General features: G+C 55.7%; 18 protein-coding genes and 4 pseudogenes. 13 read left to right on the forward strand and 9 right to left on the reverse strand.

Annotated features, from left to right (window positions below; genetic code table 11):
• The 3 genes and pseudogenes from cyoB to cyoD all read left to right on the forward strand — a co-directional run bounded on the left by cyoB (position 1) and on the right by cyoD (position 2943).
• Positions 1–1988 (forward strand): annotated as a pseudogene (gene cyoB / locus JCM25354_RS17780) (cytochrome o ubiquinol oxidase subunit I).
• A gap of 2 nt (positions 1989–1990) precedes the next feature.
• Complete coding sequence (gene cyoC, locus JCM25354_RS08730) at positions 1991–2608, forward strand: cytochrome o ubiquinol oxidase subunit III (protein ID WP_025885730.1); 618 nt, start codon at positions 1991–1993, stop codon at positions 2606–2608.
• Positions 2608–2943 (forward strand): cytochrome o ubiquinol oxidase subunit IV, encoded by a 336-nt coding sequence (gene cyoD, locus JCM25354_RS08735; protein ID WP_025885731.1) that lies wholly within the window; start codon positions 2608–2610, stop codon positions 2941–2943. Before cyoC ends, cyoD begins: the two co-directional genes overlap by 1 nt.
• A gap of 157 nt (positions 2944–3100) precedes the next feature.
• On the opposite strand, the gene fdxA is transcribed toward cyoD, so the two are convergent.
• From fdxA to JCM25354_RS08750, 3 genes are all read right to left on the reverse strand, one after another.
• Positions 3101–3433 (reverse strand): ferredoxin FdxA, encoded by a 333-nt coding sequence (fdxA, locus tag JCM25354_RS08740; protein ID WP_025841814.1) that lies wholly within the window; start codon positions 3431–3433, stop codon positions 3101–3103.
• 154 nt (positions 3434–3587) lie between these two features.
• On the reverse strand, positions 3588–3878 hold the full coding sequence (locus JCM25354_RS08745) for an RNA-binding S4 domain-containing protein (protein ID WP_025885732.1): 291 nt from the start codon (positions 3876–3878) through the stop codon (positions 3588–3590).
• On the reverse strand, positions 3878–6418 hold the full coding sequence (locus tag JCM25354_RS08750) for a helicase-related protein (protein WP_025885733.1): 2541 nt from the start codon (positions 6416–6418) through the stop codon (positions 3878–3880). The genes JCM25354_RS08745 and JCM25354_RS08750 overlap by 1 nt, the downstream gene beginning before the upstream one ends.
• 108 nt (positions 6419–6526) lie before the next feature.
• On the opposite strand from JCM25354_RS08750, the gene JCM25354_RS08760 reads away from it, so the two are divergent.
• The gene (locus JCM25354_RS08760; protein WP_025885734.1) at positions 6527–7942 is read left to right on the forward strand and encodes a leucyl aminopeptidase family protein; all 1416 of its coding nucleotides are present in this window, start codon (positions 6527–6529) and stop codon (positions 7940–7942) included.
• 262 nt (positions 7943–8204) lie between these two features.
• The gene (locus tag JCM25354_RS08765; RefSeq protein WP_025885735.1) at positions 8205–8609 is read left to right on the forward strand and encodes a MarR family transcriptional regulator; all 405 of its coding nucleotides are present in this window, start codon (positions 8205–8207) and stop codon (positions 8607–8609) included.
• A gap of 150 nt (positions 8610–8759) precedes the next feature.
• Here JCM25354_RS08765 and JCM25354_RS08770 read toward each other — a convergent pair whose 3' ends face one another.
• Positions 8760–9764 (reverse strand): glycosyltransferase family 4 protein, encoded by a 1005-nt coding sequence (locus JCM25354_RS08770; RefSeq protein ID WP_025885736.1) that lies wholly within the window; start codon positions 9762–9764, stop codon positions 8760–8762.
• Between the two features lie 136 nt (positions 9765–9900).
• Here JCM25354_RS08770 and JCM25354_RS17785 point away from each other — a divergent pair.
• The 3 genes and pseudogenes from JCM25354_RS17785 to JCM25354_RS17795 all read left to right on the forward strand — a co-directional run bounded on the left by JCM25354_RS17785 (position 9901) and on the right by JCM25354_RS17795 (position 13669).
• Positions 9901–11873 (forward strand): annotated as a pseudogene (locus tag JCM25354_RS17785) (polysaccharide biosynthesis protein).
• A 65-nt stretch (positions 11874–11938) separates the two neighbouring features.
• Positions 11939–13095: pseudogene (locus tag JCM25354_RS17790) on the forward strand (DegT/DnrJ/EryC1/StrS family aminotransferase).
• A 106-nt stretch (positions 13096–13201) separates the two neighbouring features.
• Positions 13202–13669 (forward strand): hypothetical protein, encoded by a 468-nt coding sequence (locus JCM25354_RS17795; RefSeq protein WP_148301456.1) that lies wholly within the window; start codon positions 13202–13204, stop codon positions 13667–13669.
• Here the strand turns inward: JCM25354_RS17795 and JCM25354_RS08790 are convergent.
• From JCM25354_RS08790 to JCM25354_RS17800, 3 genes and pseudogenes are all read right to left on the reverse strand, one after another.
• Positions 13632–14408 carry a MerR family transcriptional regulator gene (locus JCM25354_RS08790; RefSeq protein ID WP_025885737.1) on the reverse strand — a complete coding sequence of 259 codons (777 nt, stop codon included), beginning with the start codon at positions 14406–14408 and terminating at the stop codon, positions 13632–13634. The two genes, JCM25354_RS17795 and JCM25354_RS08790, sit on opposite strands and share 38 nt — an antisense overlap.
• A 277-nt stretch (positions 14409–14685) precedes the next feature.
• Positions 14686–15804 carry an AI-2E family transporter gene (locus JCM25354_RS08795; protein WP_025885738.1) on the reverse strand — a complete coding sequence of 373 codons (1119 nt, stop codon included), beginning with the start codon at positions 15802–15804 and terminating at the stop codon, positions 14686–14688.
• Positions 15805–15848: 44 nt separating this feature from the next.
• Positions 15849–17740 (reverse strand): annotated as a pseudogene (locus tag JCM25354_RS17800) (ABC-F family ATP-binding cassette domain-containing protein).
• Between the two features lie 116 nt (positions 17741–17856).
• On the opposite strand from JCM25354_RS17800, the gene ndk reads away from it, so the two are divergent.
• Positions 17857–18279 carry a nucleoside-diphosphate kinase gene (gene ndk, locus JCM25354_RS08805; RefSeq protein WP_025885739.1) on the forward strand — a complete coding sequence of 141 codons (423 nt, stop codon included), beginning with the start codon at positions 17857–17859 and terminating at the stop codon, positions 18277–18279.
• 353 nt (positions 18280–18632) lie between these two features.
• On the forward strand, positions 18633–19100 hold the full coding sequence (locus JCM25354_RS08810) for a hypothetical protein (protein ID WP_148301457.1): 468 nt from the start codon (positions 18633–18635) through the stop codon (positions 19098–19100).
• A 17-nt stretch (positions 19101–19117) separates the two neighbouring features.
• Here JCM25354_RS08810 and JCM25354_RS08815 read toward each other — a convergent pair whose 3' ends face one another.
• Complete coding sequence (locus JCM25354_RS08815) at positions 19118–20056, reverse strand: DMT family transporter (RefSeq protein ID WP_025885741.1); 939 nt, start codon at positions 20054–20056, stop codon at positions 19118–19120.
• An 89-nt stretch (positions 20057–20145) separates the two neighbouring features.
• Between JCM25354_RS08815 and JCM25354_RS21675 the strand changes: the two genes are divergently transcribed.
• A complete protein-coding gene (locus tag JCM25354_RS21675) occupies positions 20146–20490 on the forward strand; it encodes a P-loop NTPase family protein (protein ID WP_199899934.1) in 345 nt (114 codons plus the stop codon).
• A 295-nt stretch (positions 20491–20785) separates the two neighbouring features.
• Here the strand turns inward: JCM25354_RS21675 and JCM25354_RS17810 are convergent, their stop codons facing one another.
• Entirely contained in the window at positions 20786–22201 is a 1416-nt protein-coding gene (locus tag JCM25354_RS17810) for a sugar porter family MFS transporter (protein WP_051537320.1), read from the reverse strand.
• Positions 22202–22528: 327 nt separating this feature from the next.
• Between JCM25354_RS17810 and JCM25354_RS08835 the strand changes: the two genes are divergently transcribed.
• Positions 22529–23383, forward strand: a complete 855-nt coding sequence (locus tag JCM25354_RS08835) for a sugar phosphate isomerase/epimerase family protein (protein ID WP_025885743.1) — start codon at positions 22529–22531, stop codon at positions 23381–23383.
• 187 nt (positions 23384–23570) lie between these two features.
• Positions 23571–24506, forward strand: coding sequence for a glycosyltransferase (locus JCM25354_RS08840; RefSeq protein WP_025885744.1), 936 nt, complete (start codon positions 23571–23573; stop codon positions 24504–24506).
• Positions 24507–24510 lie beyond the last annotated feature (4 nt).

Raw genomic sequence — 24510 nt, forward strand, 5'->3', positions numbered from 1 at the left:
ATGCTAGGTAAGTTAACACTTTCAGCGATACCGCTGGATGTGCCCATTCTGGTCGGCACATTCTCCGGCGTCGTCATCGTTGCGCTCGCCGTTCTGGGTGCCATCACCTATTTCGGCAAATGGGGTTATCTGTGGCGTGAGTGGCTGACTTCGGTCGATCACAAGCGTCTGGGCATCATGTATATCGTGCTTGCTCTCGTCATGCTGTTCCGCGGATTTGCGGATGCCATCATGATGCGCAGTCAGCTCGCCCTGGCCTATAATGGTAACCCCGGCTATCTGCCGCCGCACCATTATGACCAGATCTTCTCGGCTCATGGCACCATCATGATCTTCTTCATGGCCATGGCGTTCATGACGGGTCTGCTCAATGTCATCGTGCCGCTTCAGATCGGCGCCCGTGACGTGGCCTTTCCGTTCCTGAACTCTCTGAGCTTCTGGATGACCACGATCAGTGCTGTGCTGATCAACGTTTCACTGTTCATCGGTGAATTCGCGCAGTGCGGCTGGCTGGTCTATCCGCCTCTGTCGGAGCAGCAGTTCAGCCCCGGTGTCGGTGTGGATTACTATATCTGGGCAGTTCAGCTGGCTGGTGTGGGTACCCTGCTGACAGGCGTGAACTTTTTCGTTACAATCGTGAAGATGCGTGCGCCCGGTATGGGCTGGATGCAGATGCCGGTTTTCACCTGGACGGCATTTGTCACGGTCGTTCTGATCATGGCGGTTTTCCCGGTCCTGACTGTGACGCTGGGCGAGCTCGCACTTGATCGTTATCTCGGCATGCACTTCTTCACCAATGATGGCGGTGGCAGCGTTCAGCTGTATCTCTCGCTCATCTGGACATGGGGTCATCCGGAAGTCTATATTCTGGTTCTGCCGGCTTTCGGCGTTTTCTCGGAAATCACCCAGACATTCTCGCGCAAGCCTCTCTTCGGTTACCGCGTGATGGTCTACGCCACGCTTGCAATCGGCGTGCTGTCCTTCATCGTCTGGGCTCATCACTTCTTCACCATGGGCGCAGGCCCGAACGTCAACGCGTTCTTCGGTGTTGCCACGATGATCATCGCTGTCCCAACGGGTGTGAAGATTTTCAACTGGCTGTTCACCATGTACAAGGGCCGCATCCAGTTCAACGGCATGATGTACTGGGTTATGGGCTTCATGATCACCTTTTCTATTGGTGGCATGACAGGCGTGATGCTGGCGATGCCTGCAGCTGACTTTGTGCTGCATAACTCGCTCTTCCTGATCGCTCACTTCCACAACGTCATCATTGGCGGTGTGTATTTCGGTTACGTCGCAGGTCTGAACTTCTGGTGGCCGAAGGTTCTTGGCTTCAAGATGAACGAAGCCTGGGGCAAGCGCGCTTTCTGGTGCTGGTTTGTCGGGTTCTATCTTGCATTCGTGCCGCTCTATATTGCCGGCTTCGAAGGTATGACCCGTCGTATGAACCATTACGACAATGCTGACTGGCATGTTCAGATGCAGATCGCTGCACTTGGCGCCGCCGTTATCGCTGTCGGTGTGGTCTGCCAGCTGATGCAGATCTACGTATCGATCCGTGACCGCAATCTGCCGGAAAGCCGTGACTTCACGGGTGATCCGTGGAATGCGCGTACACTCGAATGGTCGATGTCGTCGCCTCCGCCTGCTTATAACTTCGCGATCCTTCCTGACATTCACGGTATCGATACGTTCCATACCGAGAAGCAGCTTGGTCGTCGCAGCTATGAAGCAAGGTTCTCGCCCCGATCCACATGCCGAAAAACACGGCTGCCGGTTTCTTTGTCGGTGCCTTCAGCTTCGTACTCGGCTTTGCAGCGATCTGGTACATCTGGTGGCTTGCAGCACTCGCCCTTGCCGGCGTGTTCGCGACAGTCATCCTGCGCAGCTTCAACAATGATGTGGATTATTATGTCCCGGTCAGCGAAATCGAACGCGACCAGGCCAATTATGTCCGCTCACTGACAGCACAGGCGGCAGAATAAAAATGGCAAATATCTCAGCAACGCCGCACGGCACAGCACACGGTATCGACGATCACGAACACCATCACACGAATAACGTGTTCGGGTTCTGGATCTATCTGATGACGGACTGCCTCCTTTTCGGAACGCTGTTCGCCACTTTTGCCGTCATGCGCACCCAGTTTGCTGGTGGCCCGACGGGCAAGGAGCTTTTTGATCTGAACGGGGTAGGGCTGGAAACGGCCCTCCTTCTGCTCAGCTCGATCACCTTCGGTTTCGGTATGCTTTCGGCTTATGCCCGCAAGCAGGGCGCTATGCTTCTCTGGCTGGCAATTACCTTTCTGCTCGGCCTTGGATTTCTTGTGCTTGAACTCAAGGAATTCGCTCACCTGATTCATGAGGGTGCCGGCCCGGATCGCTCTGCGTTCCTGTCCGCCTTCTTCACGCTGGTGGCAACGCATGGTCTTCACGTGACCTGTGGTCTGGTCTGGATCGCTGTTATCATGATCCAGAGCTTCAGCTCGCAGGTCTTCAGCACACGCTATATGGACAAGCTCCAGTGCCTGAGCCTTTTCTGGCACTTTCTGGATATCGTCTGGATCTGCGTGTTCACCTTCGTTTATCTGTTGAGTGTGATCTGATGAGCCAAGCATCGACCCATCAACACGAAGGCGAGTCTCACGGCAGCTTCGCCTCGTACATCATCGGCTTCGTCATTGCGGCCATCCTGACGGTAGCGGCCTTCGCTATCGTCGAGATGCATCTCATGTCGCCCGGTATGACCTTCGGGGTCATTTCGGCACTGGCAGTAGTTCAGATCTTCGTACATCTGATCTACTTCCTGCACATGAACAGCAGTTCAAGCCAGTCCTGGAACAACACAGCATTTGCCTTTGCGGTCATCTGCGTGCTGATCATCATTGGTGGAACAATTTTCATTATCCACGATGTCAGCATGAATATGATGTCGCGCTGACAATTCTGTCTTTCTGGCACCTCCTCCAACGAGGTGGTGTCGGAAAGCCGGCGTTAGTCGCAACAAAAAAGCCCGGAGGAAATTCCTCCGGGCTTTTTTGTTGCCGTGAACAATCAGTCAACGCACTGGGCGGCTCTATCCGGGCCGCACAGATCTTTCAGTCCTTGTGAGGTTCCGGAGATAGCATGGCGTCTTTACCCGGTTTGTCTTTCCACTCGTCGGCATCGGGCATGGAATCGATCTTGCGCGTGATGTTTGGCCAGACAGCCGCATATTTGCTGTTTACTTCAAGCCAGGGTGTCGCGCGGTCATCACTGTCGGGGAAGATTGCTTCTGCGGGGCATTCCGGTTCACAGACGCCACAATCGATGCATTCGTCCGGGTTGATCACAAGAAAGTTTTCGCCAGCATAGAAGCAATCGACCGGACAGACCTCGACGCAATCCGTGTATTTGCAGCGTATGCAGTTTTCGGTGACCACATAGGCCATTGGTGTCTCCGATCTTTGAGCTGGGGCCGTCAGACCCAGGAGGATCCCGGAAGGCATGAGTGACCCCATGAGGGATTTCGCAATATGGGATGCCGCAGATAGGCGGAACTTTCCTGTTCTGGCAAGCATATGTTTGCCGAGAACGCCGTAAAGTTCAGTCCGGACCCTGATTTTCGGCCAGCACCTCATAAAGCATGGCAGCATCCGATGCCGATCCGCGCCTCTCTGTCAGGCCTTTTACACGCCATATGCGTATTTCCGGTTCCCTGTTGCCCGGAAGGCCCAGCACGTCCCCAATGCGGACCCTGCTATGAGGTTTGGTGGTTCTCTGGCGATTGATGCGTACCACTCCTTTTTCAATCAGAGCGGCGCAGTCCCGGCGATGACGACAGACACGTGCATGCCAGAGCCAGAGATCAAGTCTTTGATGATCTTGTTCTGTCATCAGGACAGTCCTCTCCGTGCTGCGTGGGTCGCCAGCGCGGCGAAAGGGCTGTCAGCTATCGGGAGGCTGCGTCTGGTATCCCTGCTATGGCTCTGGTGATGCTGACGGCGGTGTTTCGTCGGGCCAAGCAGCATGACCGGTGCAACCGGTCCGAACTGTCCTTCGGCAAGAGGTGAAGCAACACGGTGCCGTATCATCAGAGCAGCAAGGGTATCAACAAATGTCCTTTTGCTCAGGCCGTACCGTGAGATCAGGTCCGGGGGTACCGGAGACGGGCCGGAACGGGTGAGGCGATGCAATTCTGCCAGGAGCTTCTCTGCCCGATCCAGACGCAGCCATTCAGTCCCCAGATAAACCCATCCCAGTGACGCCAGAGGTGCGTTCCCGGGAGCCCTGATGATAATCTGTCTCGCATCGGCTTCGGGGCGTTCGTTGCCGTACCACAATCCAAGTAGCAACGCTCTCAGATTCATCGGACTGGGTTTGAGCAGGGCGGGCATGAAAATGCCAAACGGGCAGAACAGAATACCGAGCCGTCTGAATTGTCCGATGGCTTTCGAGCCATGGCTGGCTGGCTCATCAGGTAACAGCGGGGCGACCCCGCCATATTCCATAAGCCGATGTGAGAGGCCACGCAGAGCGGGAGAGGGCGCAGGCATGGCGCCTAGAGCGTAAAGAGGGGCAAGAGCGTCACGGAGCGTGCTGCGTACAAAATTGTTCAGGCGAGCCCGAACAAGGTCCCGCTGTTTTGTGTCACGAAACTCCCCTCCCAGTATCTGTATGTCGGGGGCGAGAATGGCGGTTCCTCTGATCAGGCGGGCAATTACGACATTCTGCCAGGACAGGGCGCCCGTTCGGGTTTCCAGCGCGAAATCACTATCGGGAGATTCAGTGAAGGCCTGCACGCGACGCGGTATTTCGTGAAGCAGGGCGCGCCGACCTGCACGCAACATCAGTTTTTTTTCCGGCAAGGCGTCTTCGCGATCTGGCTTGAGCGTGAAACCTTCGATCGTACCAACAGCATGGCCTTCGACAATCACCTGACCGTCTTTTGTGACAGCTGAGAGGAGGTCTCTCGTACCATCACTGTCAAGGCGGCGAAGCAGAGAGGTGGCGCGCCGGTCGACGAACCGGGCCGTCAGGCGTTCATGCAATGCATCGGAAAGAAGATCCTCGACTTCGCGTGTACGTTCCTGCCAGTGCTGTGCGCGATTGCTCCATTCAGTCCTTGCCGCGACATAGGCGCAGACACGAATACCGGTCAGCCGGTGCATCAGCGTGTCTATATCTCCCTCAACCCGTGAGAAGCCGGCGATATGGGAATCGAACCACTGTGTCGGAATGCTGCCGTCATCAAGCAGATGCATGAAGAGCCTGTGGCAGAGCCGGACATGAGAGTCATCGCCAAGCTTGCGAAAATCAGGAATCTGGCAGACCTCCCAGAGCAGGGATGTCGCTTTTCTACCGCGTGTCGCATCGCTTATCTCACGTTCTCCTGCCAGACTTTCCAGTGTCAGAAGATCCGAGGCCGGACGACCGGCTACGAGGCCCCGTCTTGGCGGAGAAGCGTTGAGACTGGACAGCAAGGCCTCGGGAGAGGTGAAATCGAGTGCTGCATTGCGCCAGCTCAGCCGTTCTATCGGATCGAAACGATGCGCTTCAATCGCATCTGTCAGCGCTTCTGACATGGGGCGTGCTTCGGCGGTGGTTCCGAATGTGCCATCCTTCATGCCACGACCGGCACGCCCTGCAATCTGTGCGCATTCCTGCGCGGTCAGGGGGCGGAGCGAGGCGCCGTCGAACTTGGTCAGAGAGGCAAGGGCGACATGATTGACATCCATGTTCAGGCCCATGCCGATTGCATCTGTGGCAACCAGGTAATCGACATCCTTGTTCTGGTAGAGCTCTACCTGGGCATTGCGTGTACGGGGTGAGAGCTGCCCCATGATCAGGGCGCATCCTCCACGCCGTCTGCGTATGATTTCTGCAATGGCGTAGACTTCAGCTGCAGAGAACGCGACGATGGCCGAGCGTGCAGGCAGGCGTGACAGCTTGGTGTGACCGGTATGAACGAGGCTAGAAAGACGGGGCCGCGTATCGATTTCGATGCCAGGTACGAGGCGCTGCAGCAACGGACGGATCGTCTCGGCGCCCAGAAAAAGCGTTTCGACATTGCCCCTCGCATTGAGCAGTCTGTCGGTAAAGACGTGGCCTCTGTCAGGATCACTGCTGAGTTGTATTTCGTCCACGGCCACAAATTCCACGCGTCGCGTGAGTGGCATTGCCTCTGTCGTACAGGAGAACCATTTGGCCTCCGGGGGGACGATCTTTTCCTCGCCAGTAATCAGGGCGACATGACGCGCGCCCTTGAGGCGTACCATGCGTTCGTAATTCTCTCGCGCAAGAAGCCTGAGTGGAAAGCCGATAATTCCCGACTCATGGGCAAGAAGGCGCTCAAGCGCGTAATGGGTCTTGCCCGTATTGGTCGGCCCGAGCACGGCCCGAACCCGGCGAGGCATGGCATGATGCTGGGTCTTCATACTCTGATGCTTGTTCATGAGGGCAGGAATTGCAAGACAGCGCCATGGCTGGCACAGCTCGACGGATCCCGCTCGGGGATAATGACTGACGGCGAAGAGGTGACCTGAATGCGCAATCCTGAACAGCTCTGCCTGGTGCAGGGAGCAGATAAGGCGAGAACCGTTCATATCGTTCTGCCGGACCAGGACATCAATGGGCTGATTGGTGATAATGCCCTGGCTCTTTTCGAAATGACCGGACAGCCCCAGAGCGGCAGACTCTATCTTGTTCCGGGTGTGAATGGCGTCGCGCAGGCCGTTTTCATGATTGAGGCCACCACGCGGGATGCGGCGCGCTTCGGTGCGCTTGCGACCGGCCTGCCGGCAGGTGACTGGCAGATGGCCTGTTCCTCTGAACTGCGCGCTCTTTGCCCTGAGATCGAAAGTGATGTGACACTCGGTTTCTGCATGGGCGCCTATCGTTATGCCGTCGGGCGTGAGATCGCCTTCACGACCCGGCTTGTTCTCACAGAGGAGGGCAGGCAGGCTCTGCCGCTTGCTGCAGCGATCTGGCTTGGTCGCGATCTGATCAACCAGCCGGCGAATCTTCTCGGGCCCGAGGAGCTCGCTCAGGCTGCTGTGTCGACTGGTAAAATGCATGGCGCCGAGTGCACCCTCATTGCCGGTGACACTCTGGTGTCGGGTTATCCCTGCCTTGCCGCAGTGGGTGCGGGTTCCGATCGAGCGCCGTGTGTGGTGAAAATCTCATGGCGTGGCAAGGATGCGCCAGAGCATGCGCCTTTGCTTTCCCTTGTCGGAAAAGGCGTATGTTTCGATACCGGGGGCTACGATATCAAGCCGGCAAGCGGCATGCTTCGTATGAAAAAGGATATGGGGGGTGCCGCACTTATGCTGGCGCTGGCTCATGCCATTATGGCGCATCACCTGCCGATCCGTCTCGAGTTACGCCTCGGTTGTGTGGAGAACAGTATTTCAGGCCATGCCATGCGTCCGGGTGATATCCTGACCACCAGAAAAGGGCTGACGGTAGAGGTGGGGAACACAGATGCCGAGGGGCGCCTTGTACTGAGTGATCTGTTGACCGAAGCCTGTGAAGCCGGGCCTGACTGGCTTCTTGATGCTGCGACTCTGACTGGGGCAGCGCGGGTTGCCCTTGGTCCCGATCTTCCTGCTCTTTTCTGCAACAACCCCGACTGGGCTCAATTACTCTTGAGGGCGGGTAACGAGCTTGGTGATGCCATGTGGCAATTGCCACTCTGGCATGGCTATGACGCATGGCTAAGCCGTAAAAACGCTCACCTTGGCAATGTGACAGACAAGCCCATGGCAGGGGCAATTACTGCGGCCCTCTTTCTTCAGCATTTTGTCGAACCCACTGTAAAATGGGCACATATCGATACTTACGCCTGGAATGACAGCACGATTCCAGGACGCCCGGAGGGTGGAGAAACGCTCGTACTTCGCACGCTCATGGAGGCAATATTACGAATGATTAATGAACGAAAGGAGAAAGAGGATGCTTAGCCCCTGAGTTTCAACAAAAAGATACTAAACCGATTACCAAAACGAACCTATATGACTGCGTATCGTTTGACGTGTGTTGTAGGAATGCAACGGTAATCGGGATATAGCCCGCCTCATTCCTGGAACAAGCGTCGACAGAACACGCACCCAAGGCGTGGCGTCCCGCAAAATGCCTCTTGGCGACTTCGGGCTGGCTTACTTGGGCGACGGGTAAGACCATTTCAACCGCGCCGTTTGCGCGACGCATTCAGGAGTTTTTTTGATGGCCCAGGCACAGAATGACCAGATGCTGAACCTACTTCGCGATACAATTGTTTCGCTTGTACGCAAGGACGGTCCTGATCTCTCAGCGCGTCAGCTTGGTGTGTTCCTGACCTGTTATCTGCAGGACGGAGCTCATACCGTTCGCGGACTTGCTCAGGAACTGAATGTTTCCAAGCCGGCTATCACGCGTGCACTGGACCGTCTTGGCGAGCTCGATCTTGCTCGTCGCAAGGTTGACCCTCTGGATCGTCGTTCGGTACTCGTGCAGCGTACGCTCAAAGGTTCCGCCTTTCTGCGTGAAATGCGTTCACTGATGAGCGAAGCTTCCGGCACGGTAAAACCTGCGACAAAGACAGCACGTAGTTCGGTTGAGCGCATGAACGTGCGTCGTATTGCTGGCTGAAATATGGTTTTCGTTAGCTGTCCTGGCGTTCATGCCATGTGATGGTGATGAGAAGCTGTAGATCCGAAAAAACCGCTTTCCCTGAGGGAAGCGGTTTTTTATTGCCTGATGACAGGAAAGTGCCCGGAGTCCGTTCCGGCCGGAAAGTAGCTACCATTTCCCTATTGGCGTCTGTCGGGCATGAAACATGACGAACAACATCCACAACACCTGTGGCAGCAGGACAAGAGCCAGGCGCAAGCCGAATGACCATGGCAAAATGCAGCTGATGGCGCCCCACAGCACAAAAAACCAGTAGATCAGCGTGACGACAACCGGAGAGAGCCCTGCGCGCGTGGCAAGCTGGTAAAGATGGCTGCGATGCGCCTGGGCGAGCGGATCGCCGGCAAAAACTCTCCTCAGAAGCGTAAAGGCAACATCAAACAGGATGCCGAACAGCATGAAGGGGACGATGAAAGGGTGAGCTGTTTCGCGGGCCGCCTGAAGTCCGAACCAGGCAATCGCGAGTCCGGCTCCCTGACTGCCAACATCTCCCATGAAAATACGCGCTTTGGGGAAGTTGAACGGCAGGAAGGCAAGAAGACAGGCAGCCAGGATCAAGGCTGCATGAGTAAGGCCAGTCTGATCCACATGGTTGAAGGCAGTGGCAAGAATCAGGGAGGCAATGGCCATGCTCCCCGCTGCGAGTCCGTTGATTCCATCGATGAAATTAAGCGCATTGGTTGTATAGACGAGCCAGAAAAAGCCCGTTGCGAATGATGCCATCAGCATGAACGGGGTAAGGGGAAGATGGAATTCCGGCGACAGGGCCATACCTGCCAGAACCATGACGGCCGCAATCCCCTGGACACCCAGTTTCAGGGCTGCGCGATAGGAGTGGATATCATCAAGCCAGGAGAACAGTGCCAGAAGGGCAATAGCAAGCAGGGGAAGAAGAAGCGCAAATCCCGGCAGGTCACCTTGTGTCCAGAGCTGGCTGACAGGAAAGACAAGCAGGAAAGCAATAATGATTCCGATGCCACCGCCTTTGGGTGTTGGACGCGTATGCGAACTGCGATGCCCCGGTATATCCATGACCCCTACGCGAATCATGTGGCGAATGAGTATGGCGCTGAGGATAGCTGCGCTGAGGCAGCAAATGATCAGGGGTATCATCGTCTGAACCGCATTTTTTTCGCAAGCAGGTTAAAAGCGTGGTGAGAGACCATCGCCCGGATAGAAGTTTCGGGGCTATAAGTGTCGCGTGAACGCGAAGCAACATCCTCATAGCCCAGCTCCTCTGCCTCAATCCATGGTACGACGCCATCGATCTACAGGGCGTATTGCTGTCAACGTGCTGGCCGATGGCCTGATTTCGGGCTTGGCAGCTCCGGTAGCGCGCTTCCTTGCCGCGCCGCATGACGGATTGCTACATCCGCTCTGGTTCATCATGGGCGGCGCGATTACGCTGCTAGTGAGTGGGTTGCCCTTCCGTATTCCACAGCAATACTGGCGCTTTTCCGGCGTGGCGGATCTCAGGGGGATTGCAGCGGCCTCTGTTGCCGGAGCGGTGCTTTTTTCCCTCATGTTGTTTGTCTCGGGATTTCCGCTGCCATCACCTACTTTTCCGCTGATCTACGCCCTTGTCCTACTCGTCGGACTTGGCGGTGGGCGGCTGCTGACTCGCGTTTATGGCGGGATGCGTCAACAGGCTCATGGGCAGAAATTGCGGGTGCTGCTTGCAGGCTCGGATCTGAGCGCCGATCTTTTCCTGCGCGCGCTCGAACGTGCTTCGGACCGGCATTATGACGTGCTTGGCTTGGTAACCCGGTCACCAGGGCAGCAGGGACGTCGTTTGCATGGTGTGCCCATTGTCGCATCGCCAATGATCTGCCGGGGGTGCTCGAACGTATGGTGCGTGGCGGTTCGCTGCCTGACAGTGTCATCGTGACCGATCCCGAGTGGCGTGGCTCCCAGCTTTCCGTGGTTCTGGATGCTGGCCAGACCTTTGGTATTTCTGTTCAGCGTGCACCCTCCCTGACCAGTCTGACGCCTGCAGAGGAAATCCAGATGCGGCCCATCGCTCTGGAAGATCTTCTTAACAGACCTGAAGTGCCTCTTGATCGGGAGGGGATGGCCCGTTTGATCCAGGGGCAGGTCGTTCTGGTGACTGGTGCCGGTGGGACAATCGGTTCCGAGCTGGCGCGGCAGGTTGCCCAGTTTGGCCCGAGTGAGCTGCTTCTGCTCGATCATGGTGAATTCGCTCTGTGGCAGATCGACCTCGAATTATCCGAGCTGTTTCCTCATGTGGTCCGCAAGGTTATTATCGCCAATATCCGTGATGCCCGGCGTATCGATGAGGTCTTCGCTCTCCATAGACCCTCACTTGTCTTTCATGCGGCGGCGCTCAAACATGTGCCAATCGTCGAGGCCAATCCGTGCGAAGGTGTCCTGACCAACGTTATCGGGACCCGTATTGTTGCTGATTCGGCTATACGTCACGCAGCCTCGGCCATGGTGCTTATCTCGAGTGACAAGGCGGTCAATCCGTCCAGTATCATGGGAGCAACCAAGCGTTGTGCGGAAATCTACTGTCAGGCTCTGGCCGTTGCTGCTGAGGCGAGGGGCTCGCAGTTTCGCTGTGTCACTGTGCGGTTTGGTAATGTCCTGGGTTCGACCGGCTCGGTTGTGCCGCTCTTTCGCCGACAGCTTGAGCAGGGAGGACCGCTGACAGTCACGCATCCTGACATGACACGCTATTTCATGACAGTGCCTGAGGCGGTGGGGTTGGTCCTGCAGGCCAGCGTTCGGGGTACGGCCTTGCGGAAACAGGCTGACGAGACAGATCAGCGCCTCCAGCAAGGGGGTATCTTCGTTCTTGATATGGGAGAGCCGGTGCGTATCCTTGATCTTGCGCGTCAGATGGTACGGCTTGCAGGATTGAAGCCTGATGAGGATGTAGCAATCCGGTTTACCGGTCTGCGTCCCGGAGAAAAACTCTATGAAGAGCTGTTTCATGGACGCGAAGCGCCTGTGCCGACCGATGCGCCGGGTCTGAAAATGGCAACCCCGCGCATGATCGATCTGGAGGCAGCGGCATCCCTACTTCAGACGCTTGAGCAGGTCAGCCTGCGCGATGAGGTTGCGGAAGTCCTGCTTGTGCTGAATGATCTCGTCCCTGAATTTGCCCATAACCCGCTTGGCGAAGTGCGCCACCCTACGGAATCTTCGGATCATGAGACGAGATCAGGCGTGGCTTCGGAAAACAGTTCTTCTGTGTCATAACCCGCATCCTTACAGGGGTTATTCATAGAAGGGCCTCTGCTGGCTGCATACGGATACAAGGTGCAATGAGCGAAAAAGCCCCCATTCCATTTCTCGATCTATCACGACAGCAGGCGCGGCTCGGTGCGGCGCTCCGCAAGCGGATCGACACGGTGCTCGATCACTGCAAGTTTGTGATGGGGCCTGAGGTCGAGGAGCTGGAAGCGCGTCTCTGCGCTTATAGCGGTGCGGCTCACGCAATCAGTGTCTCGTCGGGCACGGACGCACTGCTCATGGTGCTGATGGCCGAGGAGATCGGCCCGGGAGATGCGGTCTTTCTCCCGGCCTTTACCTATACCGCGACAGCGGAAGTTGTCTTGTTGCTGGGAGCTACGCCGGTTTTTGTGGATATCGATCCGGCGACATTCCAGATCGACCCTCTCTCTCTCTCCGCCCGTATTGCCGCTGTTCGTGCTCAGGACGAGCTTGATCCGCGTGCGATCATAGGGGTCGATCTCTTTGGCCAGCCTGCGCCGTGGCAGGCACTTCGCAGCATTGCTGCCGAAGAAGGCATGCATCTGTTTGCTGATTGTGCTCAGGCTTTCGGGGCGTCTCTGGAAGGGCGCAAGCTCGGACGTGAGGCCCTGGCGACTACTCTCTCGTTCTTCCCGTCCAAGCCGCTGGGCGGCTATGGAGATGGTGGTGCGATTCTGACCGATGATGCGGAGCGTGCGGCACTCTACCGGTCGTTGCGTAGCCATGGTGAAGGACGCACGCGCTATGAGGTACTGCGTATTGGTATAAATGGCAGGCTCGACACGCTTCAGGCTGCGATCCTGCTTGCCAAGCTCGACCGCTTTGAAGAAGAGCTGGAAAGGCGTGAGGCGATCGCAAGGTCTTACGATGCAGCGCTATCGGCTCTGGTTACGACTCCTCAGCGCGTGGAGCATGCAACAAGCGCGTGGGCGATCTACTCAATCCTGCTTCCTGATGTCAGGATCCGTGATGCTCTCCAGACCTATCTCGGCACTCAGGGATCCCGAGCGTCGTATATTATCCAAAGCCGCTCCATGAGCAGCCAGCTTATGCAGAGCATCACGACGAGACAGTCTCTTTGCCTGTCTCGGAAGGGCTCGGTGCTCGTATCCTTGCCCTGCCGCTTCATCCTGAACTGACTGACGATGAAGTGACCCGTGTAATTACGGCGGTGAGAACGTTTTTCTTCAGGGAGGTAAGTGCGTGAGAAAGGAAACGCTCTTCGTCATTGGTTTTGTCACCCTTGTTCTCTCTACGGTTGCGGTTATCTGGACATTTGCCCTGCCATCCTGCGTCCGCTCAGATTTGAGACCGTGAGCCAGTTGACTCTCACCATTGAGCAGACCGGGAAGAGTCGCAATCTGTCTCCTGAGGAAGCGGGCCAGCTCAATCGCTGGCTTGCAACGCATACCAGGCATTGGGCACCGCTGACGTCGCCGGCGCCATCGACGGGTGATGTTGTGATCAAGGGCGTCAATCCGGATGGTGGTGCTTTCGAACTGGCCCTCTGGACGGGAGTCAGTGGCGCGGACTGGAACAATACAGCTATCACCCGCGTCAATCCGAAAGGGCGGCTCAAGGTGCAGAGTTTCAGTGACGAAGACTGGACCGTGCTGCGTCACCTTGTCGACGGTCAGGGATTCGAAAAAACCGATGTGCTGAAAGCGGGTATTGAGCGGCAGTTAGAGCCTGCCAGGATTGTGAGTACTGAGGGACAGGTCATGACCTGTCCCCGGTTGATGGTTAACGCGATTGTCTGGTCGATCGCGCAGTTTCCGTGATAAAATTGTAGACTGCCGCACTGAACGGGGCTCTGGCTGTTTCGGTCTGCCATTGTCCCATCTCGCTATACATTTTTGCAGCTTTGTTCCAGTGATCGGCGCCCAGGGCATCGACCATCGGTTGCTGAAGGCGCCGCCACTCGTTCAGGAGCTCCAGCGATTGTGGTGAACCAGGCTCTATGGCTGAGGCAATGGCTTCTTCAATGCGGGCTATCAGGGAGATCCAATCCTGCTCATAGTGGCTGCGTGATTCTCCCGGAAACAGCTTGTTGCCGATTTCACACCACCGTTCCCATTCGGTCTCGGTGAAATACTGCTTTGCGACTGTTTTCAGATCATTCTGTGTCATGATGTCCTGTGCTTCCTTGATGAGGGAACAGAGCCTGTCCACATCCGGTGCTTCTCTCGTATCCAGCAAGGTCATGGTCTCACGCAGACGGCGCAGCATGAGAGTGATCTGCCTGTGTTTGGCGTCGAGATGCAGGATCTGTTGTTCTATGAGGCTCCGGGCATCGAGAGATGGGCGAAGCATGGTCGCCGATATTTCGGAAAGGCGGTATCCAGCCTGACGCAGAACGAGAATACGGGTAATAATAGTTATCTCGTTCTCGCCATAGACGCGCCTTCCTGCCTCGGTTCGTCTGGGCGTGATCAGGTTTTTTTCTTCCAGATGCCGCAGGCTGCGTACGGACAGGCCACATTGGGCTGCCATCTCGCCGATCGTTCTATCGCGTGTCATGAGTATCTTCTTTCTCTTGCCGCAGTGATGAGGCGATGCTGACACAGTGTCAGGAGCAAGAGAAAAATGCTGTTGAACAGAATTATTATAAGCCGAAGTGTCGTTCGTCCTGATCAGTGCGCTTGCAAGGGCAAGAACAGCGCGCGCTCATAGGGCGTCGTGTGGGCCTGCCTGATACAGGAGAGAAAGATACTCCTGATCCTGTATCAAGCGGCTGCATGAGATGACGTCTGTACCTTCAGGCGAAGCCAGAAAACCTCAGGTCCGGAAGATGCTTTCAGTTGGCATCATCATGCGCAAGGGGTGAGTCTCCCATTGTCTTTCCCGTACGCATTTCGGGATCAAGCGGTGCCGTTGCTGTATCACCGATTGCCAGTAATGCAGCAGTGAGGGGAGAGGCCAGTATGAGACCTGGCACACCCAGAATGGTGCCGAAAACAGTCTGTGCCAGAATGGCCAGCGCAGGGGGCATGTGTACCGCATGTCGCTGGATGAGAGGGGCAAGTACGTTGCCCTCAAGGAACTGGATCACGCAGTAGAGACCTGCAACCATCAATCCCGTGCGCGTACCTTGTGAAAGCGCAATCAGCACTGCCGGGATCGCTCCCATGATCGCGCCAATATAGGGGATGAAATTGCAGAGCCCAGCAACAACGCCAAGCGCCATGGCAAGTGGAACGCCCAGAATGGCAAGTCCGATCCCCGAAGCGAGGCCGACTGCCAGCATGTCGAAAGCCTGACCGATGGTCCATGACCATAATGTGGTCCCCGCTGTGAGAACCAGCTTGCGTGCGGTGGGTCTGTGGCTCTCCGGTACGAGACGCAACAGCCCGTCGACATAGATGGCAGGAGACAGGGCGAAATAGAGTCCTGCGATAAGGATGACGGCAATCGTGCCGAGAAGACCGAATGCACTGCTCAGAATGCCGGTAACCGAATTCGCCAGGCCCGCGCCAAGGGAAGACCCGCTGCCTTGCTCGTTTCCACCAAGGGATTTTGGCAGATGATCGAGGGCGAACTGGCCCCAGGTGCTGGTTCCCATCTGGTTACGCAGCTGTCCGTATTGGGTGATCAGTGCCTGTTTCAGTTTTACGAACTGATCGCTGATCTGGGGGCCGCTGAAAAAGAATAGTGCGCCTATAGCGACCAGAATAATCAGTGCGACAAGCCCGACAGCAAGTTGATAGGGAATGCGCGCCTTGTCACGAAGAATGCGCGCCAGACCATGCAGAATCACGGCGAGAAGGGTCGCCGCGAAGACGACCATGAGCACATCGCCAAGCAGCCATAGTGCCAGAACCACAACCGTAATGATCAGGGTAAAGCGCAGGATCCGGAAGATCTGCGAGAGTTCATGCCCGCTGGCGGGTGTATCTTCAGAGTGATGTTCGGCCATCTTTTTCCGTCTTCGCTAATCGGATCACAGCTTAACGAAAGCTCTCAGTTCTGGTTCGCTTGTTCTATTTCGGCTTCAGCATTTAGCCAGCGTTCCTCAGCGGCCTGTTCTTCAAGCTTGACAGCTGCCAGTCTGGTATTGAGCTTTGTCAGTTCGCTGGTATCGCTTTTCTCGTAGAGAGCAGGATCAGCCAGTCGGGCCTCTATTCTGGCACGTTCCTTGCCAAGCTGATCGAGCAGATGTTCGGCTGCCTTGGCCTCCTTGCGTAATGGCGCGAGAGCCCGTCTCTGCTCGGCGCGATCGCGGCGCATGTCCTTTTTGCCATTTGCTTCTGCGTTGTTGTCGAACCGGGTTTCGCTGGCTGCCTTGCGGGCGCGTTCGATCAGCCAGTTTCTGTAACCGTCCATATCGTCATCAAAAGGGGTGATTGTCCCGTCATCAACCAGCCACAGCCTGTCAGCCACTGATTCCACGAGATGGGAATCATGGCTGATCAGTACGACGGCACCTTCGAAATTGCATAATGCCCGGATGAGCGCATCGCGTGCATCGAGATCAAGATGATTGGTTGGTTCGTCGAGCAAAAGCAGGTGGGGTGCATGACGTGTTGCCAAGGCAAGGAGCAGCCGGGCCTTTTCGCTCCTGACAGATCGCCCACACGTGATTCCGCCTTGCCTGCGTCAAGGCCGAAGCGGTCGAGCTGGGCTCTGACGGCAACCGGCGTTGCATCAGGCATGGCCCGACTCATGTGATTGATTGGCGTTTCCGCAAGAATCAGCTCTTCACCCTGATGCTGGGCGAAATAGCCGATACGCAGACGTGGAGAATGCTGCAGCGTGCCGGTAATCGGATCCAGCCGGCCAGCAAGGAGCTTTGCGAAAGTGGATTTACCTTTGCCATTCTGTCCGAGCAGTGCAATGCGATCATCAAGGTCGAGGCGGCAGGAAAGATTCGAAAGAACAGCCCGACCGTCATAGCCGACTGTCACCTTGTCGAGTGTCAGCATGGGCGGAGGCAGCGGCGCGGGCTCCGGAAAGGCAAACCGTGTCGGACTGTCTTCGACAACGGACTCGATCTGCGGCAGTCGAGCAAGCGCCTTGAGCCGTGCCTGGGCCTGACGGGCTTTTGTCGCCTTGGCTCTGAAACGATCGACGAAGGACTGCATATGTGCCCGCTGGGCGGCAAGCCGCTCTGCAGCGCGGTTTTGCTGGAGGGCCTGTTCGGTGCGGATCCGGATGAACTCATCATAGCCGCCTGGCGTCAGACTGAGCTTGCTCTTGTCGAGATGAGCAATGGAATCAACCACGCTATCAAGCAGGGAGCGGTCATGACTTACGATAATTGCGGCACCTGAAAAGGATTTGAGCCAGTTCTCGAGCCAGATTGTTGCTTCGATATCAAGATGATTGGTCGGTTCATCGAGAAGCAGCAGGTCGGGTGTGAGAAAGAGAGCCGTGGCGAGGGCCACGCGCATACGCCACCCGCCTGAGAAAGAAGACACGGGACGGAGCTGTGCGTCGTGATCGAAGCCGAGACCGGAGAGAATACTTGCTGCCCGGGCCGGGGCGGTATGGGCGTCGATGACAAGCAGTCTTTCGTGAATATCGGCGAGTAAACTCGGGTCGGATACTGTTTCGGATTCATGCAGCAATCTCGCTCTTTCAAGATCGCCTGCCAGAACAGTTTCAATGAGTGATGCCTCACCCTCGGGTGTTTCCTGCTTTACCCGTCCCATGCTTGCACGGTTTGAGAGCTGAATGGTCCCGCCATCGGGATGAAGATCACCGGCAATGGCGGCCAGCAGAGTTGATTTTCCCGCCCCGTTTCGTCCTATCAGGCCAATCTTGCGCCCGGGATCGACGTTCAGTGACGCATTGTCGAGCAGTACGCGCCCGGCAATACGCAGGGTCAGATCGGTGATGGTCAGAAGGCTCACTGCATGTTCCCCGGCAGAATGGACGCGTTTTGATGTCATGCGGACTATCAGGAACTCCTGTTTTGCTCTAGGGGAGGGGCGTTCATCGATTTCTTTTTTGTGCAGGAGATGCCTCAATGGCCCTGGAACGTACTCTCTCGATCATCAAGCCTGACGCAACCCGTCGTAACCTGACCGGCAAGATCAATGCCGTGTTCGAAGATGCCGGTCTGCGTATTGTTGCCCAGAAGCGCATCAAGCTGACCGAAGATCAGGCCAAAGCCTTCTACGCTGTCCATGCCGAGCGTCCCTTCTATGGCAGCCTCGTTTCTTCCATGCTGTCCGAGCCGGTCGTGGTGCAGGTCCTGCAGGGTGAGAACGCCGTTGCGCGTCATCGTGAAGTCATGGGCGCTACCAACCCGGCACAGGCAGCAGAGGGCACGGTACGCAAGCTCTATGCAGAAAGCATTGAAGCCAATTCCGTACATGGGTCGGACAGCCTCGAAAACGCGAAGAACGAGATTGCTTTCTTCTTTGCCGAGACCGAAATCCTCGCCTGATACCCCATCTGTTCCGTTGCGGGTGCTTTCCGGTCTGGAGAAGCATCCGTATCATGGAACCCTGATCGTCAGCAGATGAGGCATTTGTCTTATTGCATGAATGAATCGCAAAAAGGTGGCCCTGTGCCACCTTTTTTGTTTTGCGTGCCCGGAGCTGACCGCCAGCAGATTTCTTAATCCGATATTATCATGAGTTCTCTATATCATCAGCAATGATCAATGTTGCATATTAATGCCTGGAACGATCTATCTGAAAAAGTTTATCTAGTTATCACCTGATATTATCGGCACCTATCAATGATAAATGATAAGAAAGATTATCTCGATTCGGATTCTGGCGACGAGTAAAATTGTTGGATATTGTTGTATTATTGAGAGATACAGTGAGAAAGAAAAATTATTCTTCTGGATCTGCTGGTAATCGGATTATTCCGTTCCCTGCCAAGTTGGTCAATTCTGCTGCAGATCAAATCAAACATATTGATCCCCAGATTACTGTTCTGACTGAAAGCGGTCGCGAGCTCGAGAAATTGGGCATGTCCGGGACAGAATGCTGTTATATTCTGCTGCCTGATGTGCATCAGGTGACGTTCTATTTTGCGACAGATACTGACAGGGGGGTACTGGTAAGGCTCGAAAAGGTCATTTTATCGGAACCTGACGCGGTGACCGAGATTGCCATGCCCTCAGAGGATGTCAGTACCTCCATGCAAACTGACGAGATGCGCTGGATCAAGCCTGGCAGGACACTTGCACTCGGACGTAAGTCTCCGCAGCATGTTGCTCTGCTATCATTGCAGCTAGCGCAATCCGAGAAGTAACTTGCCCTGCTCCGCCGCTATGGTGCTCGGGCTGAGCCAAGAAACAGACTCACTTTTCGCCACGGTCTGCCATCTATGGCGGCAAGCCCGCTGCCGATAAGGGTCAGTCCGGCGAGCGCATACCATCGTATTGTTTCGCCCAGAAATATTGTTCCAAGCAAGAGTGCCGTAATGGGCAGCAGAAAGGTGACGAGCGACAGATTGGTCGCCCCTGCCGTCGCCAGAAGCCTGAAATACAGGATAAAGGCGAGGGCGGTGCTCAGAAAGGCAATACCCGCGAAGGCGCCGCATATTGCCAGTGAGGGAAATGGAAGATTCCAGGGACGATCCACCATCAGCGAAAGAGGGAGCAGTGCTGCCGTACTGGCTGTCAGTTGTCCGGTAGCGATCTTGAGAGGAGGTATGCCGCGAAATCTCCGACCGTAGACACCGCCAAAACCATAACTCAGCGCAGCCAGAAGACAGGCAAGCTCCCCAAGGAGTGAACGTTGCGCACCGCCGTCAAACAAAGCTGGGCCGATCAGCACGGCGACACCGCAAAAACCCATGACAATTCCGATGATTTTGCCCCAGCGCAGTTTCTCGTCCTGGGTCAGGAAATGCGCGACTATGATGGTGAAAACCGGGGTTGTCGCATTCAGAATGGCAGCAACACCGCTGGATATTCTCGTTTCGCCAAACGCAATGGCGGAAAAGGGGATGACGTTGTTCAGGATGCCAAGCAGAAGAAGCCTTCCCCACAAGAGTGGCTCTCGCGGAAGGGAGTCATGTCTCGAGAGCAGAACGAGATTGAGCGCTATTGCTGCAAGACCTACGCGGCCCAGTACCACGGTAAAGGGAGGTATATCGGCAACCAGAATCTTGAAGAAAAAAAACGATCCACCCCAGAGCAGGGCGAGAACCAGCAGGATCGACCATTCTCTCAGTTCCATTCCTTGGTCGTGATTTCCCTGCATGATCCTGATCCTTCGTGCGTACCCGGGTTTCTGTGCCATGTCTGGCACTGCTTTGCATACAGGGAGGGAAGGATGAGGTGTAAATCCGAGTGGAAGGTACCCAGATTGTGTTGCAGGTTGTGATGATGCGATCTGAACCGGTTTCCCTCAGTTCTCTCGGTCCACGTATTGTCGTCATGGGCCCGAGCAACAGCGGTAAGTCAACGCTTTGCGTTTTTATCGGAAGAACGCGAAGTCTCCCGGTTGTGCATCTGGATCTTCTGCGTCATGAGCCAGGAAGTTTTGACAGGTTGCGCGATCTCTCGGCATTTCACGATGACCATGGCCGAGCTGTCAGGGGTCTCTCCTGGGTGATGGACGGCAACTACTCTTCCTGCCTGGATGAACGTTTGTCCCGCGCGACAGGATTGATATTGCTGGACGTGCCGACCTGACAAGCCTCTGGCGGTATATCGGGCGCTGTCAGGGAAAACGGGTTCGTCACGGAGGCTGGGCTACACAACGCGATCCTGTGCGTCTTTCCATGCTCAGACATATTATTGGACCGACACGGGCAAACAGAAAGCGTTATCGTGTTCTCTTTGAGCAATGCAGCCTTCCAAAAACTCTCCTGCCAACGCCGCATGAGCTTGCTGCTTTCTGCGGGTGTGAGGCAGATTCCGGCTCGGCCTGACAGGAGATTGTGATCTCTGGCCGTAGAGACTGATATTGCCTTGCCGGATATTGAGGCTAGCGTCCAGCCAGCATCGTTTCCTCTATTTTTTCAAGAGAGACCCCTCGTGTCTCCGGTACAAAACGCAGAACGAAAAGCATTGATCCAATGCAGAGTGCTGCAAAGAGCCACATTGAAAAGGCACCATGAAAGGCGGCATTGAGCGTTGCATTGCCTGCAAGCATCGGAAAGCTCTGCGCCACGACAAAATTCATGATCCAGTTCGAGGCAACGGCCAGACTCATGCCGATCGACCGTATCTTGTTGGGGAAGATCTCTGAGACGAGGATCCACGCAACAGGCCCCCAGGAGAGACCAAACATCACCATGTAAAGTAGCAGGCCGAAAAGGGCGAGGAGGCCTGTATCCTGCATGTAAAGCGCGGCAGAAGAGATCAGCAGCCCTGTTGTCATGCCCAGAGATCCCCACAGGATGAGGGGTTTGCGCCCTTTGCGATCGACGATCCAGGCGCCGATTACTCCGCCTGCCAGATTGGCCACCCCAATCCAGATAGTCTGGAAAAGCGCATTCTGAAGATTGCCGCTTGAAGCGCTCAACAGCATTGGCGCGTAATAGACGACGATATTGATCCCTGTGAATTGCTGCAGTCCTGCGACCATGGCGCCGATGAAAATGATCCAGCGTGCATTTCTGTCACGCAGTAATCTTATCAGTGAACGGCCTTCAGTATCGTTACCCGACATGGATGCCCTGATTTCGCGCATGAGAGACTGCGCATGAGCCTCGTTTGAAATACGGGTCAGTGTGCGCAGGGCATGATCTTCACGCCCCCGGATCATGTGCCAGCGTGGCGATTCCGGGATCAGAAAGATTGTCGCGCAGAAAATGATGCATGGGACAATTTCCGATCCGAGCATCCAGCGCCAGCCCATCTCTTCGAGCCATGTCGAGCTCGCCCGCGCTGCAATCAGGTAATTGACGACGTAAACAAGCAGTGCTCCGAGCACGATTGCAAACTGCTCCATCGAAAGTGCCCGGCCACGCATATCTTTTGGAGAAACCTCCGACATGTACATGGGTGAAACGGCTGAGGCGATGCCGACGGCCAGGCCCCCCAGGATCCGGTAAAGTACGAATTGGGTAAAATCCGGTGCCAGAGCGGCGCCGAGTGACTGGACTGAAAAGAGGATGGCGCAGATGAATAATGCCATGCGTCTCCCCAGCGTATGGGCGAGCCAGCCGGAGGCGAATGCCCCTGCGATACAGCCCAGAATGACACTCGAAACGGCCCATCCCGTTGCAGCGTCGCTGAGATGAAAATGGGCACGGATCGGCCCAATCGCACCCGATATGACGGATGTGTCATAACCGAAAAGAATGCCGCCCAGAGCCGCGACAGCACAGATGCGCAGAACATAGGGAACGTCATGACGTTCTGAAGTGACGCCAACCAGGCTGCGTACGCGATTCATGACTGATCTCCTGTCAGGGAGATTTCATGAGCAAAGGGGTAATCGCTCGGAAACAAGGATCCGGAAGGATATCCGCAGGTCAGGCTGGGGTCGTCACCGGAATGAACAAAACTGGAAAAGCGCATTATCGCACCTCGAAAATGACAAAAACGCAACATTTCGAACCTACGGAGCGGGCCGAGAAAGCGTATGCCTATTCCGATGGTTTTCCATCAAAACCTGCATGGGTCAGGGGCGGGATAGAAGACAGGATTATCCGTATGAGAGGTGAAGGCTGATGAGGTCGTATCTCTCTTCTGTTGATCTTGCTTCAAAGGATAATCGGCCATGGCAACGGCGTTGCACGGTATCTCGAGTTTTCATAGCAATCTTGTCACAGACATACGCCTTGCCCGTGAGGCCGGATTTGACGAGCTCGAAATATTCTATCCAAAGCTTGTCCGGTTTCTTCAGTGTGGGGGTTCTATCGAGGCGCTCAGGCATCGGATTGCGGATGCTGGTCTCAAGGTCGGTTATGTCAGTGCGCTCGACCATATCGAACGTCATGAAGCCAAGGCGTTCGAGCAGCTTCTTGCAGAGGCGCGCAAGATCACGAGCGAGGCCAGCCAGCTTGGCGCTGGGACGGTCATGGTTCTGCCGCGCACGGGAATAGATCATCTGCCGCAAGAGCAGATCATGGATATCATGACACGCAACATAGAAGCGATTGCGGCGATCGGGCGGGAATATGGTATTCGGTATATGATCGAGTTGCCTGCTTTCACCGCTTTCCGCAGCCTCGCCCAGGCCAGGGAAATTTTTGCCCGTGTTGGTGCTGAAAATATCGGTGTTGTGGTTGATTTCTGGCATTTCTACGCCTCAGGCGCGACTCCCGAAGATGTTGCGACCTTTGATCCACGCCGTATTTTTGGTGTGCATTTCTGCGATGGGCGTCGACCTCATGCCGGTGAAGCGTGGGATGAGGAAGTATTACGCGCATGCAGGCCGGGCGAAGGGGAAATTGATCTGGCAGCCTGGTCTGAAGCCGTACATCGCAGCGGATATGCCGGCAGCTGGTCAATCGAGCTGATAAGTCCGGCCTTGTGGGAAGCCGACCCACAGGAGCTGCTCCCCGACTTGCAGCGCCTGCTGCGCGGTTATGCTCATGGCCCGGTCGGAAAAGGGCGAGCGGCGCCGAAGTAAAACCGCTGATGTTGCAAGCGCTCTGTTCTGGTCTTTCTGGAATTGATGGTGGCTTGCGACAGGGCGTGTCGGATCTGGTTTCTTTTCTTTCGAAATGCTACCAGCGCGGGATCGGGATTATTACGTAGAGAGAAAAATGCAGGAAGACCAGAACTCGGGGGAGCCGATCTCTCAGGTGACGCTCCCAGTGGCCGCACATCGTGTAGCTGTTCTGATTCCCTGCTATAATGAGGAAGTGACGATAGGTAGCGTGGTACGTGAGATGCGTGCCGCTCTGCCTGAAGCAGCGATCTATGTGTATGACAACAACTCGTCAGACCAGACGATCACGTGTGCCAGAGCGGCAGGGGCCATCACGCGTCGGGAAAAGCTCCAGGGCAAGGGACACGTGATCAGGCGCATGTTCGCCGATATCGAAGCCGATTTCTACGTCCTGATCGATGGTGACGGGACTTATGAAGCCGCAGCAGCGCCCGCCATGGTACGTCTCGCTTACGAAAACGCTCATGATACTGTCATGGGTGTGCGTGTGCATGAACAGGCCGCTGCCTATCGGGCAGGGCACGTTCTGGGTAACAAGGTATTGACGGGGCTGGTCGTGAGCCTGTTCGGACGTGGCCAGTCGGACATGCTTTCGGGGTATCGCGTTTTCAGTCGCCGTTTCGTCAAATCCTTTCCTGCGCTCTCCTCCGGTTTCGAGACCGAGACAGAATTTACGGTCCACGCCCTTCAGCTCAACATGTCCATGGGAGAGGTCTCAACCCGCTATGTCGAGCGCCCGGAAGGATCGTTTTCGAAGTTGAATACCTATCGTGATGGCTTCAAGATTCTGGGTACGATCATCAATCTGCTCAAGCAGGAACGGCCTTTCCTTTTCTTTGGCTTCATTGGAGGCTGTCTGGCTGTTCTGGGTGGATTGATCGGGCTTCGTTCCATTCTCGATTTCATCGAGACGCATACTGTACCCCATCTTCCCTCCGCAGTACTGGCAACCGGGCTTGAAATCCTGGCCGCCCTGTCGCTGGTTTGCGGCGTGATCCTGAACAGCGTTGCGCTGGGTCGACAGGAGATCAAGCGTCTGGCCTATCTTGGTCTTCAGGCACCGCCACGTATTGATGTCTGAGCCC

The organism is Asaia prunellae JCM 25354, from assembly GCF_000613885.1.
Taxonomy (GTDB): domain Bacteria; phylum Pseudomonadota; class Alphaproteobacteria; order Acetobacterales; family Acetobacteraceae; genus Asaia; species Asaia prunellae.

What these genes read in the sequence shown, in the direction of transcription:
- ndk (WP_025885739.1), top strand. Translation starts at nt 17,857, where the DNA reads ATGGCCCTGGAACGTACTCTCTCGATCATCAAGCCTGACGCAACCCGT.
- cyoC (WP_025885730.1), top strand. Translation starts at nt 1,991, where the DNA reads ATGGCAAATATCTCAGCAACGCCGCACGGCACAGCACACGGTATCGAC.
- JCM25354_RS08750 (WP_025885733.1), bottom strand. Translation starts at nt 6,418, where the DNA reads ATGAAGACCCAGCATCATGCCATGCCTCGCCGGGTTCGGGCCGTGCTC.
- JCM25354_RS08765 (WP_025885735.1), top strand. Translation starts at nt 8,205, where the DNA reads ATGGCCCAGGCACAGAATGACCAGATGCTGAACCTACTTCGCGATACA.
- JCM25354_RS08790 (WP_025885737.1), bottom strand. Translation starts at nt 14,408, where the DNA reads ATGACACGCGATAGAACGATCGGCGAGATGGCAGCCCAATGTGGCCTG.
- fdxA (WP_025841814.1), bottom strand. Translation starts at nt 3,433, where the DNA reads ATGGCCTATGTGGTCACCGAAAACTGCATACGCTGCAAATACACGGAT.
- JCM25354_RS08770 (WP_025885736.1), bottom strand. Translation starts at nt 9,764, where the DNA reads ATGATACCCCTGATCATTTGCTGCCTCAGCGCAGCTATCCTCAGCGCC.
- cyoD (WP_025885731.1), top strand. Translation starts at nt 2,608, where the DNA reads ATGAGCCAAGCATCGACCCATCAACACGAAGGCGAGTCTCACGGCAGC.
- JCM25354_RS08835 (WP_025885743.1), top strand. Translation starts at nt 22,529, where the DNA reads ATGGCAACGGCGTTGCACGGTATCTCGAGTTTTCATAGCAATCTTGTC.
- JCM25354_RS08815 (WP_025885741.1), bottom strand. Translation starts at nt 20,056, where the DNA reads ATGCAGGGAAATCACGACCAAGGAATGGAACTGAGAGAATGGTCGATC.
- JCM25354_RS08795 (WP_025885738.1), bottom strand. Translation starts at nt 15,804, where the DNA reads ATGGCCGAACATCACTCTGAAGATACACCCGCCAGCGGGCATGAACTC.
- JCM25354_RS17810 (WP_051537320.1), bottom strand. Translation starts at nt 22,201, where the DNA reads ATGAATCGCGTACGCAGCCTGGTTGGCGTCACTTCAGAACGTCATGAC.
- JCM25354_RS08760 (WP_025885734.1), top strand. Translation starts at nt 6,527, where the DNA reads ATGCGCAATCCTGAACAGCTCTGCCTGGTGCAGGGAGCAGATAAGGCG.
- JCM25354_RS08745 (WP_025885732.1), bottom strand. Translation starts at nt 3,878, where the DNA reads ATGACAGAACAAGATCATCAAAGACTTGATCTCTGGCTCTGGCATGCA.